The organism is Nocardia sp. NPDC050718 (genome assembly GCF_040654235.1).
Lineage (GTDB): Bacteria > Actinomycetota > Actinomycetes > Mycobacteriales > Mycobacteriaceae > Nocardia.
Genome location: NZ_JBFAHQ010000005.1, coordinates 22755 through 36710 on the forward strand (window position 1 = coordinate 22755; position 13956 = coordinate 36710).

A 13956-nucleotide genomic window follows, 5' to 3' on the forward strand; every position below is an offset into this window, starting at 1 on the left:
CGAGTCAGGCCGTCCTGGCGTCCAATTCGTCGAGCAGCTCGATGCTGTCGCGATACAGGGCCGCCTGTAGCTCCTCGTCGTAGGACACCTTCGACGACCGAACAGGCTTGCGCCCCACCACATATTCGCCGGTGTCGCCCGCGCGCTCGGGTGCCGCGACCAACCATGCGAGATCGGCGCCGGACCTGCGCGGGGTTCGCACACCGGGGAGCACGAGCAGCGTTCGAGCGATGGTTCGCCAGGCCGCGCGCTGGACAGCGCTTGCGTCTCTGGCCAATCCGGTGCCGGGCATGAGGCCGGGGTCGTAGGCGTTGACGGTGATGCCACGCGGCCCGAGTTCGCGGGCGAGGTGGTAGGCCGTCTGCAGGTTGGCCAGCTTCGATGTCGAATATCGACGCCGGGCATCACGCTGGGGCGATTCGGCGGACTCGGGTGGGTAGGCGAGTTCGCGGGCGGTCGCGTGGAGCGGGTGTGGCATGCCGGTGAACTGATCGGGATCGTGCGTTCCCGACGACACCAGGACGATCCGCGCCGGGGCGACCAAGTGGTCGACCAGTTCGCGAATGAGGCCGACATGGCCGAGGTGGTTGATCGCGAAGGTCGCTTCCATGCCGTCGGTGGTGAGCACGCGGCTGGTGAATTGCAGGCCGGCGTTGCAGACGAGGCCGCGCAGGGGCGGCAGGTCGGCCGCTACGAGTTCGGTCGCGAACGCGAGAACCGATGCGCGCGAGGACAAGTCGAGCGGGCGACCGTGCGCGTTGATGGCCGCTGCCGACGCACGCGTGCGGGCGCCGTCCCGGCCGGTGATCACGACGTGATTGCGCGGGTCCAGCGCGAGCGTGCGGGCACATTCGTAGCCGAGGCCGCTGGTGCCACCCGTCACCACGATCGTTCTGTCACCTGGTGTCATATGACACAGTCTGCCACATGACACTGTCGTGCGACACTGTTCCGATGTCGCTGCGGGATCTCAAACGGGAACGGACCAGGCAATCCATCGTCGACACGGCGTTCACGCTCTTCGCCGAACGGGGATTCGACGACGTCACCGTCGCCGAGATCGCGGCCGCCGCCGAAGTCGGTACCAGGACCCTGCATCGCTACTTCACCAGCAAGGAAGAGCTGGTCTTCCCCGAGGACGAGGAACTGCGCGCCGACCTGACCCGGCTGCTCGCCGAACGCCCCGCGGGCGAACGCCCCGAGACCACGCTCGCCGTGGTCATCGCTCCCCTGGTCGGCCGATTCGGCAGCGAAAATCTTGTCAAGGCCCGTACCCGCGACGAGCTGATCGCGAGCTCCCCGGCCCTGCTGGCCCGCGATCTCGCCAAACAGGCCGCCGTCGAGCACCTCGTCGAACACCACCTGGCCCGGCAACTCGGCGTCGCGGTCGGCACCGATGTCCGCCCGTCGCTCTGGGCGAAGATCGGCATGGCCTGTTTCTTCTCCGCCTATCGGGTGTGGCTCAGCCAGGGCGGCAACCTCGCCGATCATGTGGCCGCCGCCAGCGCGGCCCTGTCCGAGACGCTGCCGCCACTCGGCACCTAGCGAACGCGAATCGCCCGCCCACGGAGTCCGTGGACGGGCGATTCAGGCACTGCTACCGACGAATCGGCTGGTACGACTTACACGTCGTAGTACAGCTCGAACTCGTACGGGTGCGGGCGCAGGTTGACCGGCGCGATTTCGCTGTCGCGCTTGATCTGGATCCAGGTCTCGATCAGGTCCTCGGTGAAGACGTTGCCCTCGGTGAGGTAGTCGTGATCCTGCTCGAGGCGGTCGATGACCGTGGCCAGGCTGGTGGGGGCCTGCGGGATGTTCTTGGCCTCCTCGGGCGGCAGCTCGTAGAGGTCCTTGTCGACCGGAGCCAGCGGCTCGATCTTGTTCTTGATGCCGTCCAGGCCGGCCATCATCATGGCGGCGAAGGCCAGGTACGGGTTGCCCGAGGAGTCCGGCGCGCGGAACTCGATGCGCTTGGCCTTCGGGTTGTTGCCCGTCACCGGGATACGCACGGCAGCCGAGCGGTTGCGCTGCGAGTACACCAGGTTGATGGGGGCCTCGTAGCCCGGCACCAGACGGTGGTAGGAGTTGACGGTCGGGTTGGTGAACGCCAGCAGCGACGGGGCGTGGTGCAGGATGCCGCCGATGTAGTGACGCGCCAGATCCGAGAGGCCACCGTAGCCGGCCTCGTCGTGGAACAGCGGCTTGCCGTCCTTCCACAGCGACTGGTGCACGTGCATGCCCGAGCCGTTGTCACCGAAGAGGGGCTTCGGCATGAAGGTGACAGACTTGCCTTCCTGCCACGCGGTGTTCTTCACGATGTACTTGAACAGCTGCAGGTCGTCCGCGGCGGAGAGCAGCGTGCCGAACTTGTAGTTGATCTCGGCCTGACCGGCGGTGCCGACCTCGTGGTGGCCGCGCTCGAGCTCGAAGCCCGCGTTCTGCAGGTTGGTCGAGATCTTGTCGCGCAGGTCGACGTAGTGGTCGTACGGGGCGACGGGGAAGTAGCCACCCTTGTTGCGGACCTTGTAGCCCAGGTTGCGGCTGCCGTCCGGGTTGAACTCGTTGCCGGTGTTCCACGAGCCCGAGACCGACTCGATCTCGTAGAACGAGCCGTTCATGCCCGAGCCGTAGCGGATGCCGTCGAAGATGTAGAACTCGGCCTCGGCACCGAAGTAGGCGGTGTCGGCGATGCCGGTCGAACGCAGGTACTCCTCCGCCTTGCGCGCGATGTTGCGCGGGTCGCGGGAGTAGGCCTCACGGGTGAACGGGTCGTGCACGAAGAAGTTCAGGTTCAGGGTCTTCGCGGCACGGAAGGGGTCGATCCGCGCGGTGCTGAAGTCGGGGAGCAGGAGCATGTCCGACTCGTCGATCGACTGGAAGCCACGCACCGAGGAGCCGTCGAACGCCAGACCCTCTTCGGCCAGGTCGGCGGTGAACGCCTTGGCCGGGATCGAGAAGTGCTGCTGGACGCCGGGAAGGTCGGAGAAGCGGATATCGACGTATTCGATGTCCTCTTCCTTGATGTACTGGATGACCTCTTCGGCCGTGCTGAACGTCACTTGTTCTCCTTACGGATCGGTTCCCAGCCAGTCGCGATGCATGGGTTCGTCGCCAGCTGACGCTATGGACGCGGTGTTTCCCTACAGTCAAGGCTGTGTTTCGCCAGTGTTACGCGTGCCGGATATCTGGTGATGTCTGCCATCCGGGCGCGACCTGCATCGTAATCCTGCCATCCGTTCCCCCGCGCGGTGACGTGACCTCCGCTAATGCGGTCATGAGCGGGCGATAGCCGGCCACTATCCTGGGACCCATGGCGCGTATCACCGGCACATGGCTTTCCGGCAATCCGGCGGAACCGGGCGACCCGGAAACATCCGGCTACCCCGGCGAGCTGTACGGGCTGCCGCGCGAGGGCGCGGGCTCGCTCGCGCCGACCTGGCGCCGGGTCGTCGCGCTGTTCGTCGACTGGTTCATCGCGGTCGGCATCGCCGCCGTGATCACCCGCAGCTTCGCCTCGTCGTCGGTGCCGCTGCTGGTGTGGTTCGTGATCGGCGTGGCCGCGGTGACGCTGTTCGGGTTCACCCCCGGCCAGTACTTCCTGAAACTGCGGGTGCTGCGGATCGACGCCCCGGTCGCGGTCGGGTTCGTGCGGGCGCTGGCGCGGCAGGTGCTGCTGGTGTTCGTCATCCCGGCGCTGTTCACCGACGCCGACGGGCGCGGCATGCACGATCGCGCCACCGGCACGGCCCTGGTCAACGCGAGCTGACCCGTCGCGGCGGGCCGGGGGCGGCCTTTACGCTGTGGCCGTGTCACTGAATCCGGCCCTGCTGGCCGTGCGTTTCCTGCTCGAGCTCGTCGCCATCACCTCGTTCGGGGTGTTCGGCTGGCGGGCGTTCGACTCGCCCTGGCGATATCTGCTCGTCGTCGTGCTGCCGATCGCGGCCGCGCTGCTGTGGGGCACGTTCGCGCTCGCGAACGATCCGAGCCGCGGTGGCGGCGCGCCGGTGCCCGTCTCGGGCCCGGTCCGGCTGCTGATCGAGGTCGCCGTGCTCTTCGGTGGCGCCGCCGCGCTGTGGGGCGCTGGACTGCCCCGGCTCGCGCTGATCTCGACGGCGGTGCTGGTCGGCTACCACCTGCTGGCCTACGACCGGATCCTGTGGCTGCTCACCGGACGGGCGCCGAACTCCTGACATGACACGAGCCCGGCACCTGCGATCAGGTGCCGGGCTCGTGGTGGTAGGCGGGCTCAGCGGCGACGGATCGCGCGCTGCATGCCCTTCATCTTGGCGCCGGGGGGCATCGGGCCCTTCGGCATCGCCGGGCCGCTGCGCGAGCTCAGCGCGGTCAGCCTGCCCTCGATCTGGTCGATCCGCTTGACGTCGATATTGCGCGGCAGCTTGGTGAGGAACTTCTGCAGATCCTTGAGCGGGGTCTGGCCCTCGTCGTTGCCGACGATCACTTCGTAGATGGGGGTGTCACCGATGAGGCGGGCGGTGCGCTTCTTCTCCTGCGCGATGAGCGACTTCACCCGCTGCGGGGAGCCCTCGGCGACGAAGACCACGCCCGGCAGACCGATGACGCGGTGCACCGCGTCGAGCTGGGTGGTGGCCGCGACGCCGTTGGCGACCCGCCACTTGCCCTGCAGGTTCTCCAGCACCCACGCCGCCGCGCCCGCCTGGCCCTCGGCCTTGCGGTAGACGTTCTTCTGCACCCGACGTCCGAAGATGATGAACGCGAACAGCACACCGAGCAGCAGACCCAGCGGCAGCAGGAACCACTGCATGTCGAAGATCAGACCGACGACGAAGAAGACCACCGCGGTGCCGACGAGTGCGCCGATCATCAGCGGCAGCAGCGCCTTGTCTTCCTTGCGCTGCATGTTGAACGCCTGCCACAACTGCTGACGCCGTTCGCGTGATGCCTGCTTACGGGCCGCTTTAGCCGCGGCCTTGGCTTCCTTCGACGGCTTGCCGCCCTTGCCTCCTGCCATAGTGTCAGCTTAGATGGCCCTCCGCCGGGCCGTCGGACCGCATACGCACCGACCTCGAACACGGCGATTCGGGCGCCTTTCACGGCGAATCCGCCGGGCACGGGCAACAATGGCGAGGGTGCGCCCGATGATCGAGAAACCGACCGGATCCCCCGTCACCGCCGGGGTCGACGACGCGGTCGCCGAGCGGCTGGCCGCGGCGCTGCGCTGCGCGACGGTGTCGACCGAGGACCCCACCCAGACCGCCGACGCGGAGTTCGCCCGGCTCGCCGAGCACCTCGAGACATCGTTCCCGCGCGTGCACGTCGAGCTGACCGTGACCACCTTCGGCCGCAGCAGGCTCTACCGCTGGGACGGCGCCGAGCCGGGACCGGTCGCGGCGATCCTGCTGGCCCACCAGGACGTGGTCCCGGTCGACGACGCGCAGCGCTGGACCCATCCCCCGTTCGCCGGCGTCGTCGACGCGGAGTTCATCTGGGGCCGGGGCGCGATCGACGACAAGAGCCGGGTGCTGGCCGTGCTCGAGGCCGTCGAGCAGTCGCTGACGGCCGGTGTGCGTCCCCGGCACACCGTCTACCTCGCCTTCGGCCACGACGAAGAGGTCTTCGGCGACGGCGGCGCGGTCCGGATGGCCGAGCACCTGCGGGACGAGCAGGTCAGGGCCGAGCTGCTGCTCGACGAGGGCGGGGTGATCACCGAGGGCGTGGCCGAGGGGGTCGAGCGGCCGGTCGCGAGCATCATGCTGGGCGAGAAGGGGTACGCGACGGTGCGGCTGTCGGTCAGCGAGACCGGCGGGCACTCGTCCATGCCGGGCAAGCAGACCGCGGTCGGCCGCCTGGCCCGCGCCGTCGCCCGGGTGCAGGACCATCCGATGCCGCTGCGGTTGACGCCGGTGATCACCGACATGCTCGCCCGGATGCGGGTGGCGCTGCCGGAACCGCGCCGCAAGCTGCTCGAACTCGCCGATACCCGCGGGCTGGCCACGCTGGCGGGGCCGCTGGTCACCCGGATCCTGGCGGCGGGCCCCACCACCGAGGCGCTGGTCCGCACGACGACGGCGCCGACGGTGATCCGTGGCGGGGTGAAGGCCAATGTGCTGCCGCAGAGCGCCGAGGCGCTGGTGAATTTCCGTATCCTGCCCGGTGATTCGGTGTCGACCGTGCTCGCGCACTGCCGCCGGGTGATCCGCGACATCGGGGTGGCGATCGAGCTGGTCGGGCCCGCGTCGGAGCCCTCGCGCGTCACCGGGCCCGGCCCGTCCTACGCGCTGATCGCCGAGCTCGCCGCCGAGATCGTCCCCGGCGTCGTGACCACCACCGGATTGGTGCCCGGCGCCACCGATTCCCGGCACTACGACGGGCTCGCCGCCACCCGCTGCAACTTCGCGCCGATCGTGCTGACCGCGGCGGACCTGGAACGGATCCACGGAACCGACGAGCGGATCTCCCGGCTCAACTACGCTCGACTGATCGAGTTCAATCGGCGCCTGATCGAGCGGCTCGCGGTGGCGCCCGGCGACGAAGGAGCAGCGCAGCGATGACGACGGACACGGGCGAATTCGCCGGCAACGGCGGCCGGATCGCCTGGCGCGCTTGGCAACCCACCTCCACCCCGCGTGCGGTGGTGGTGCTGGTGCACGGTGTCGCCGAGCATTCGGGACGCTACGAGTACGTGGGCGACGCGCTGGCCGCGCAGGGGTTCGCGGTGTACGCGCTCGATCACATCGGGCACGGTCTGTCGGAGGGCGCGGCGGCCAATATCGGCTCGATGCACGCCGCCGCCGACAATGTGGCCGCGCTGCTCGACCTCGCGGGCAAGGCCCATCCCGGCGTCCCCCGCTTCCTGCTCGGTCATTCGATGGGCAGCCTGGTGGTGCTGCACCTGGCGACCCGCGGCCCGGTCGACGTGGCAGGGGTCGTGGTGTCGGCGCCGCCGCTGGACATCCCGCTGGGCAATCCGGTGCAGCGCCTGGCCGCCCCCCTGCTCACCCGGATCGCGCCGAATCTCGGTGTGCTGACCCTGGATTCGTCGACGATCAGCCGCGATCCCGCGGTGGTGCGCGCCTACGACGACGACCCGCTGGTGTTCCGCGGCAAGCTGCCCGCCCGCACCGCGGTGGAGATCCTGCAGCACACCGCGCTGGTCAAGCAGCGCCTCGACGCGCTCACCCCGCCACTCTTGGTGGTGCACGGCACCGCCGACACCATCGCCGCGCCGTCGAGCGCCGACCTGCTCGAACGCGACGCCGGATCGTCCGACGTGACGGTGCTGCGCTACCCGGGGCTGTTCCACGAGGTGTTCAACGAGCCCGAGCGCGACCAGGTGATCGCGGACGTCGTCGACTGGCTCTCGCGGCATATTACCGACGAGTAACTTAGAACCTAGTAGACTCCGCGCATGGGAACCACGTCTACCGGCGCCGTCGCCTTCATCCGCGCCAGCTGGCACAGCTCCATCGTCACCAAGGCCCACGAGGGCTTCGTCGCCGAATACGCCGGCCTGGGTTTCGACCCGGCCGCCGTCGAGGTGTTCGACGTCCCCGGCGCCTTCGAGATCCCGCTGCACGCGCAGCGCCTGGCCCGCACCGGCCGCTACGAGGCGATCGTCGCCGCCGCGCTGGTCGTCGACGGCGGCATCTACCGCCACGACTTCGTCGCCACCGCGGTGATCGACGGCCTGATGCGCGTGCAGCTCGACAACGACGTCCCGGTGTTCTCGGTGGTGCTCACGCCGCACCACTTCCACGAGCACAGCGAGCACGTCGACTACTACACCAACCATTTCGTGACGAAGGGAGCCGAGGCCGCCCGCGCGGTGGCGAACACCCTCAGCTCCCTGCGATCACTGCCTGCGGCCCGCTGACTACTTGAACTGGGTCAGGCAGGCCTGTTCGCCGTCGAGGACGCCGGTGCGGAACGCCTCGAGGCGCTGATAACCGCTCGGCACCACCTTGCCGTTGACGTCGGCGGCCGCGAGGCCGTCGGCGAGCAGGCCCGACACCGCCTCGTCGAGGTCGCCGGCCGACAGGCGCGGATCACTGCCCGGCTCACTGAGTTTCGTGGTCAGTGCCCCGGACAGGCACGCGGTGCGCAGGCCCGCCGACTCGGCGCCGGTCAGTGACAGCTTGCGATCCTGCTGCACCGCAAGGGCGTAGCGGGAAACGAAGACCACCGCGGCGTTGTAATCGCCGGTGACCATCGCCGAGAGCGGTTCCTCCTTGCCGGTGGTTCCCTCCCCCGCGCGCTTGGCCATGGCGGGCAGGTCGGTGCCGATGGTGTTGCTGCCCGGGCAGTACGACACCGGCTCGGTGGTGGTGGTCGAGGCGCAGTTGCGGGTGACGCCCGCGTAGTCGAACTTCGGCGCGTTCTTCACCGGCATCGACTTGCCCAGCTGGGTGGCCAGCGAGCTCAGGTTCTCCTTGTTCACCGGCAGCTGCTGATCGCGCTCGCCGTCCTCGAAGGTGACCGGCAGGCCTGCGCGGCGCTTCTCGATCTCGTCCTTGTTGATCCCCTTGCAGGACCCGGCACCCTCGGTGTAGCCCATCTGCACCGCGGTGACCCGCTCGAAGGCCGAACCGTGCACGGCGTCGGGATCATTGGGGTCGCGGTCGCGCACGGCGACGGTCGCGCCGAGCACACCGTTGAGGCCGTCGGTGGTGTTGAGGGTGAAGTGCTTGGACCTGCCCTCGGCGACGTGGCGCAGGAAGACTCCGGCCAGGCAGTCGGCCTGCTGCTCCTTCACCAGCGCGTCGGTGAGGAAGCCGCGCAGCAGGTCGGCCTGGGACTGGATGGCGTGGCCGTACTCGTGGGCCAGCACCATCACCACCGACATCTCCCTGTACTTGTCGACCAGCAGCGGCAGCAGGACCGAGCGGTCCCAGCCGATGGTGTGGTCGAGCGGGCAGTACGCGGCGTTGACCAGCTTGTAGGTGCTGCTCTTGCAGAACTGCACCGATTCCGACTCCGGCGCCTTCGCCGACCACGAGATGTACTTCGAGGCGGGCTTGAAGTTGCCCCGGAACGTCTTGGAATACTCGGTCTGCCAATACTCTTCGATATCGGCGATGGCGTTGAGCGCGAGCTTGTCGATCTTGCCGTTGTCGCCGTTCTCCGCCTTCTTGTCGGTGTCGGGCACCCCCGGACGGGTGCCGCTGGGCCCGGTGTTCGACGTCGCGCCCGCCACCTCCCACGGGTTGTCCATCGCCGGCACCGCCTGGTCACTGGCGACGGTCGTCGCCGAGCAACCGGTGGCGAGCAGGCCGACGCTCACCAGTGCCGCCACAGCCATGGCGAACCGATGTTTGATCATCCGCTGTTTCCTCCCCGGGGAATGACACGGACGCCGAGCGGTCCGATGTCGAGCGCTCACATGGTAATCGACGCGGTCAATCCCGCATCCGGACCGTGGCGAGCAGCGCGCGATGATCCGACCCCGGAATGGTCAGCGTGCGGACCTCTTCGGCCACGCCACCTGCGACGAGGATGTGATCGATGCCGATCACCGGGCCCCAGCGACGATCCGCGGGATAGGTCAGCAGGACACCGTCGCCGGTCTGGTCCGCGGCGGCCGCGAACGGACCGTCCAGCAGCGCGCGGTAGGCCGAATGATTCTGCGTCGCATTGAAATCCGCGCCGACGATCGCGGGCGTAGGGGCCGTGGCCAGGATCTCGTCCACGCGGCGCAGCTCGGCCGTCCACGCGGCGAAGTCGATATTGGGCGGGATCGGGTGGAAGGCGAACACCGAGATCGGGCCGCGCTGTGGATGATCCATCGTCGCGGAGATATTGCTCATGATGAAGCCGTCGTACTTGGTGTTCTCGCGCAACGGGTATCGGCTGTAGATGCCGGTGCCGCCACCGCCGGATTGCGCGGGTTCCAGGTAGAAGTAGGGCAGCCGCTCTTCCAGTCCGGCCGCGCGCAGCCGGGTGATCGAGTCGGTGGTCAGTTCGTCGGCGGTGAGCACATCGACGTCGTTGTCGCGCACCGCCGCGACCACGGCGGCCGGATCCGCCTGTCCGAAGAGCAGATTCGACTGCAGCACCCGCAGCTGCGGTCCGTCGGCCGCACCGGCCGCCGGAATGTAGCCCGGCACGATCAGCCAGGCCGCGCCCGCCAGCACCACGCCCCCGGCGATCGCGCTGCGCCAGCCGCGCGCGAGGAGAACGAGGACCAGCCCGAGCACCGCGCCCAGCATCAGCCACATCGCCCCCGACGCCAGCAGCACCAGCGACTGCTGACGCCAGCTGCCCAGATGCAACACGATCCCGGCCACCGCCGCGATCAGCGCGCCCCACCCCAGGACCAGCAACGCCCGGTCCAACCATTTCCGCATCATGAGGCCGAGCCTAGGCTGGCGTCCTTGTCGCGCCCTTATGGCGGCGCTAAAGGTTCTCTGAGGTGCCGGTGGCGGCCTACACTGGCGCCGCAGAAGGAGGTAGCCGGTGTACATCGAGGAATTCCCCGCCGCGGGCCCGCTCACCGAGGACGCCGTCGACGCGCTGATGACCGTCGCTGGCCGCTACACCTCGGCGCTGACCCTCACCGTGGCCGATCGCACCGTCCAGCTGCCGGTCCTGCCGGTCTGCTGGACCGAACTCCCCATCCGCGCGGGCACCCCGATCACCGTCGAAGCGGCCCGTGGCTACCGCCCCGCCGACACCGAGGACCGCACCGCCCTGCGCGACTTCGTCGCGACCTTCCAGCGCGTTACCGGAGCGTCCCGCTGAGGCGCGCCCGTCCGGCTGGTCTTCGCCCGTGACCGTGCGCGCCAAGATCTGCGGAATCCGCTCGGAAGCCGACCTGCGGATCGCGCTCGCGGCCGGCGCGGACGCGGTCGGCTTCATCAGCGGCATCACCCATGTCAGCGAGGACGCGCTCGACGCCGCGACGGCACGCCGGCTGGCCGCGCTGGTCCCGCCGTTCGTCAACCGGGTACTGGTGACCCATCTCGAGGCGGCGGACGAGATCATCGAGCTGGCCGATCAGCTCGGCGTGGACACCATCCAGGTGCACGGTCTGGTCTCGGCGGAGACACTGCGGCAGGTCAATGCCGCCGCCCGGGGCCGGATGATCCTGCGCGCCGTCCATGTCGCCGGCGCGGACGCGATCCTGGACGCGAAAGCCGCTGCCGCCGACTGTGACGCGGTGCTGCTGGATTCCCGCACCGCCGATCGGCTGGGCGGCACCGGCCGCACCCACGACTGGACGGTCAGCGCGCGCATCGTCACGGAGCTGGCCGCGCTCGGCTGCCCGGTCGTGCTCGCCGGTGGGCTCACCGCGGCCAATGTCGGCGCGGCGATCAGCGCGGTGAAGCCGTTCGGGGTCGACGTCAACAGCGGTGTCGAGGACGCCTCGGGCGACAAGTCGCAGCAGGCGTGCGACAGCTTCGTCGCCGCCGCGCACGGCGCGCGGCACAGCTGAGCCGCGCCGCGTCGGTCAGAGCGGCAGACCCGCCTCGATCCAGTTGTAGGCCTGGATCTTCCGGGACGCCGGGTCGTTGACGACCTGGTTGATGAGGTCGTTGATCTGGTCGGTGGACAGGGGGTAGCCGTAGTGTTCGGCGGCGCCCGCCGACGCCCACAGCGAGGCGAACAGGCCGGGGCCGCCGAGCAGGTGGGACAGGGCGGTGGCGACGTCCTCGACCACCTCGAGGACACCGTGCACCATGGCGATGGCGATGTCCTCGTCGCCGGGGGTGGCGCCGGGGGCAAGGGCACCGGAGGCGACGGCGCGGCGGGCCAGCCAGTCGCGCGGGACCAGCGGGTTCGGGCCGATCGCGTCGCCCAGGTAGTACCGCCACTCCCCCGGATTGCCCTGATCGAAGGCGTGGATGTAGAAGGTGCGGGTCAGCGCCCACAGGGCGATGTAGCGCAGCGCGACCTGTTCGGGTTCGAGTGCCGCGTCGGGGCCGTCGGCGCGGTCGCGCTCGAGCTGGTTCCAGGCGAAGCGGAACCAGACCTGCTCGGAGTTGCCGACCCAGGTCGCGGGCAGGCGATCGGCCAGCGTCGCCACGTCGGCGGCGGGGCCGTAGAGGCCGGTGTCGCCGGACACCTCGACGCGCAGGTTGTCGACATAGCCGCGCAGCGCGTCGACGGAGGTGAACACGGCGTAGCCGAGCTGAGCCAGCCGGGTGAGGTCGGCGCTGGCCGGCGCGAGCACCAGCACCACCGGCATGCCGACGCCGGGTTGCAGGCCCTCGGGCCAGAACGCCTCGGCGACAGCGAGTTCGCGGCCGGTCACCGGGTCGGAGACCTCGCTGTCGAGCAGCGGGAAGCCGAAGCCGTCGGCGACGAGGTCGTCCACCAGCGCGTTGACCAGGTCGACGGCCGGGTCACCGAGACTCACCCCGGCCACACCGACGGACAGCAGCGTCGGCCGGTGCAGCGTGCCGGTGCGCAGCTGCTCGAGGAACGCGTCGGCCGCCGTGGACAGCAGTTTGCGCCGCGCGCGCAGGAATTCGCGGTAGTTCTCGACCCGCCACAGTGCCGGGTCGGTCGGAATCCACTGCGAGGCGAGCACACCCGGGTGCCGCCGCTCCACCTCGGCGAGGTAGTCGGCCGGTTCGCGTTCGCCCAGTTCGGCTTCCGAGCCGGGGCTGAGGAAGCAGAAGTTGGCGATGGCGTTGATCTCGTTGCGCTCGTATCCCGCGTCGCGCAGCGTGGTCTTCGGGAACAGGTAGTGCACCTGCACCGGGGTGCGCTCGCCGAACTGCTCGATGCCGAGTTCGTCGCCGGTGCCCAGGTCGCGGGAACCGTCGACGCGGGTCAGCAGGTAGAGCAGTGGATAGAACCGCGAGCCGCGGGTCGCGCCGCCGAAGTCGTCGGCGCACAGGTCGAGCGAGCCGCCGCGCAGCCGCTCCAGCGAGCCGATGAGGCCGTTGATGCCGCCGCGTTCGAGCGTCTCGTAGTCCTGCTGCAGGAAGGTCTCGGTGGACCCGCTGAACCGGCCCCACAGCGCCGAGTGGATGTACCAGTACAGCACCCGGTCGCGGTGCAGGTCGTCGTCGAAGCGGCCGCCGTTGAGGAACAGCAGCCGGGTGACCACCGGAATCGCATAGCGCCCCATCAGGACTCGGTCGTGATCGAGGCCGAGGCGGCCGGCCACGGTGTCGAGGAAGGTGTCGACCTGGGTCGAGGTGTCGCTGAGCGCCTGCTCGAACTCCGCGGGCGAGAGATCACCCAGCGCGTCGAAGTGCGCGCGCCCGTTGCCGACGGCGATCACATTGCGCAGCAACCAGTCCAGGGTGAAGGTGTAGCCGTCCTTGTCCCAGCGGATCAGATGGTCGCGCAGGTTGCCGCGGGCCTGCGGCCACTGCGCGCACAGCGTCGCCAGCGCCAGGTCGCCCTTGGACAGTTTGGTGCCACCGGAGTTGACGCGGTTGAAGATGTCGACGACCTCGTCGACGGTGCGGTCCGAGCCGGTGATGGTCTCGACGTTGAACTCGCGATGGGTGATCTCGCGCAGCTTGTTGAGCCGGTCGAGGTAGACCGCCAGCGTCTCCGGCGGCACCTCGGTGAACCGGGGCAGGTAGTGCACCGGCCCCAGGGCGAACAACTCGGTGACATCGATCCAGGTCGGGGCGGTGTCACGACCGGGCACCTGGAACTCGAAAACCTCACGGTCGACATCGAAGTGGAGCCCGGTGAACGCGACGGCGTCGCCCTCGAAGAACGACGGCGCGGTGCCGCGCAGGATGCCGTAGAGGGTGGTGATGCGCTGCTGGCCGTCGAGCAGCAGCTGGCGCAGCCCCGAGCCGCCACCCTGGCCGCGCACGGCGATGTCCTCGGATCCGGTCTCCCACACCAGGAGCCCGCCGACCGGATAACCGAGGTACAGCGACCGCATCAGTCCGCGCACCTGATCCCGGTTCCAGACGTAACCGCGCTGGAATTCGGGCAGCAGCACCGCTCCGGAGTCGATCTGGTCGAGCAGGGAGGACAGACGTGTCACGGCAGCCTTTCATCGCG

General features: G+C 69.2%; 14 protein-coding genes. 8 read left to right on the forward strand and 6 right to left on the reverse strand.

Annotated elements, in window-relative coordinates:
- Positions 1-4 precede the first annotated feature (4 nt).
- On the reverse strand, positions 5-910 hold the full coding sequence (locus AB0H54_RS22720) for an SDR family NAD(P)-dependent oxidoreductase (protein ID WP_357347617.1): 906 nt from the start codon (positions 908-910) through the stop codon (positions 5-7).
- Positions 911-954: 44 nt separating this feature from the next.
- Here AB0H54_RS22720 and AB0H54_RS22725 point away from each other — a divergent pair, with 44 nt between their 5' ends.
- Complete coding sequence (locus AB0H54_RS22725) at positions 955-1545, forward strand: TetR family transcriptional regulator (RefSeq protein WP_357347619.1); 591 nt, start codon at positions 955-957, stop codon at positions 1543-1545.
- 77 nt (positions 1546-1622) lie between these two features.
- Here AB0H54_RS22725 and glnA read toward each other — a convergent pair whose 3' ends face one another.
- Positions 1623-3059 (reverse strand): type I glutamate--ammonia ligase, encoded by a 1437-nt coding sequence (gene glnA / locus AB0H54_RS22730; protein WP_357347621.1) that lies wholly within the window; start codon positions 3057-3059, stop codon positions 1623-1625.
- A 251-nt stretch (positions 3060-3310) separates the two neighbouring features.
- On the opposite strand from glnA, the gene AB0H54_RS22735 reads away from it, so the two are divergent.
- Together AB0H54_RS22735 and AB0H54_RS22740 are read left to right on the forward strand one after the other, a co-directional pair.
- Entirely contained in the window at positions 3311-3766 is a 456-nt protein-coding gene (locus AB0H54_RS22735; protein ID WP_357347623.1) for an RDD family protein, read from the forward strand.
- A 40-nt stretch (positions 3767-3806) separates the two neighbouring features.
- Positions 3807-4190, forward strand: coding sequence for a YrdB family protein (locus AB0H54_RS22740; RefSeq protein WP_357347625.1), 384 nt, complete (start codon positions 3807-3809; stop codon positions 4188-4190).
- A gap of 56 nt (positions 4191-4246) precedes the next feature.
- On the opposite strand, the gene AB0H54_RS22745 is transcribed toward AB0H54_RS22740, so the two are convergent.
- The gene (locus AB0H54_RS22745; protein WP_357347627.1) at positions 4247-4990 is read right to left on the reverse strand and encodes a DUF4191 domain-containing protein; all 744 of its coding nucleotides are present in this window, start codon (positions 4988-4990) and stop codon (positions 4247-4249) included.
- A 127-nt stretch (positions 4991-5117) separates the two neighbouring features.
- Here AB0H54_RS22745 and AB0H54_RS22750 point away from each other — a divergent pair, with 127 nt between their 5' ends.
- Genes AB0H54_RS22750 through AB0H54_RS22760 form a run of 3 tightly spaced genes read left to right on the forward strand, consistent with a single transcriptional unit; the run spans position 5118 to position 7852 of the window.
- The gene (locus tag AB0H54_RS22750) at positions 5118-6530 is read left to right on the forward strand and encodes a M20/M25/M40 family metallo-hydrolase (RefSeq protein WP_357347629.1); all 1413 of its coding nucleotides are present in this window, start codon (positions 5118-5120) and stop codon (positions 6528-6530) included.
- Positions 6527-7363 (forward strand): lysophospholipase, encoded by an 837-nt coding sequence (locus AB0H54_RS22755; protein ID WP_357347631.1) that lies wholly within the window; start codon positions 6527-6529, stop codon positions 7361-7363. The genes AB0H54_RS22750 and AB0H54_RS22755 overlap by 4 nt, the downstream gene beginning before the upstream one ends.
- A 24-nt stretch (positions 7364-7387) precedes the next feature.
- The gene (locus AB0H54_RS22760; protein WP_355279183.1) at positions 7388-7852 is read left to right on the forward strand and encodes a 6,7-dimethyl-8-ribityllumazine synthase; all 465 of its coding nucleotides are present in this window, start codon (positions 7388-7390) and stop codon (positions 7850-7852) included.
- Here the strand turns inward: AB0H54_RS22760 and AB0H54_RS22765 are convergent, their stop codons facing one another.
- Both AB0H54_RS22765 and AB0H54_RS22770 read right to left on the reverse strand, forming a co-directional pair.
- Positions 7853-9298 carry a metallopeptidase gene (locus AB0H54_RS22765; RefSeq protein ID WP_357347633.1) on the reverse strand — a complete coding sequence of 482 codons (1446 nt, stop codon included), beginning with the start codon at positions 9296-9298 and terminating at the stop codon, positions 7853-7855.
- 76 nt (positions 9299-9374) lie between these two features.
- Positions 9375-10325 (reverse strand): endonuclease/exonuclease/phosphatase family protein, encoded by a 951-nt coding sequence (locus AB0H54_RS22770; protein ID WP_357347635.1) that lies wholly within the window; start codon positions 10323-10325, stop codon positions 9375-9377.
- 106 nt (positions 10326-10431) lie between these two features.
- On the opposite strand from AB0H54_RS22770, the gene AB0H54_RS22775 reads away from it, so the two are divergent.
- Together AB0H54_RS22775 and AB0H54_RS22780 are read left to right on the forward strand one after the other, a co-directional pair.
- Positions 10432-10716, forward strand: a complete 285-nt coding sequence (locus AB0H54_RS22775) for a hypothetical protein (protein WP_357347637.1) — start codon at positions 10432-10434, stop codon at positions 10714-10716.
- A 28-nt stretch (positions 10717-10744) separates the two neighbouring features.
- Positions 10745-11410, forward strand: coding sequence for a phosphoribosylanthranilate isomerase (locus AB0H54_RS22780; protein WP_357347639.1), 666 nt, complete (start codon positions 10745-10747; stop codon positions 11408-11410).
- A 15-nt stretch (positions 11411-11425) separates the two neighbouring features.
- On the opposite strand, the gene AB0H54_RS22785 is transcribed toward AB0H54_RS22780, so the two are convergent.
- The gene (locus tag AB0H54_RS22785) at positions 11426-13939 is read right to left on the reverse strand and encodes a DUF262 domain-containing protein (protein WP_357347641.1); all 2514 of its coding nucleotides are present in this window, start codon (positions 13937-13939) and stop codon (positions 11426-11428) included.
- Between the last annotated feature and the right edge of the window lie 17 nt (positions 13940-13956).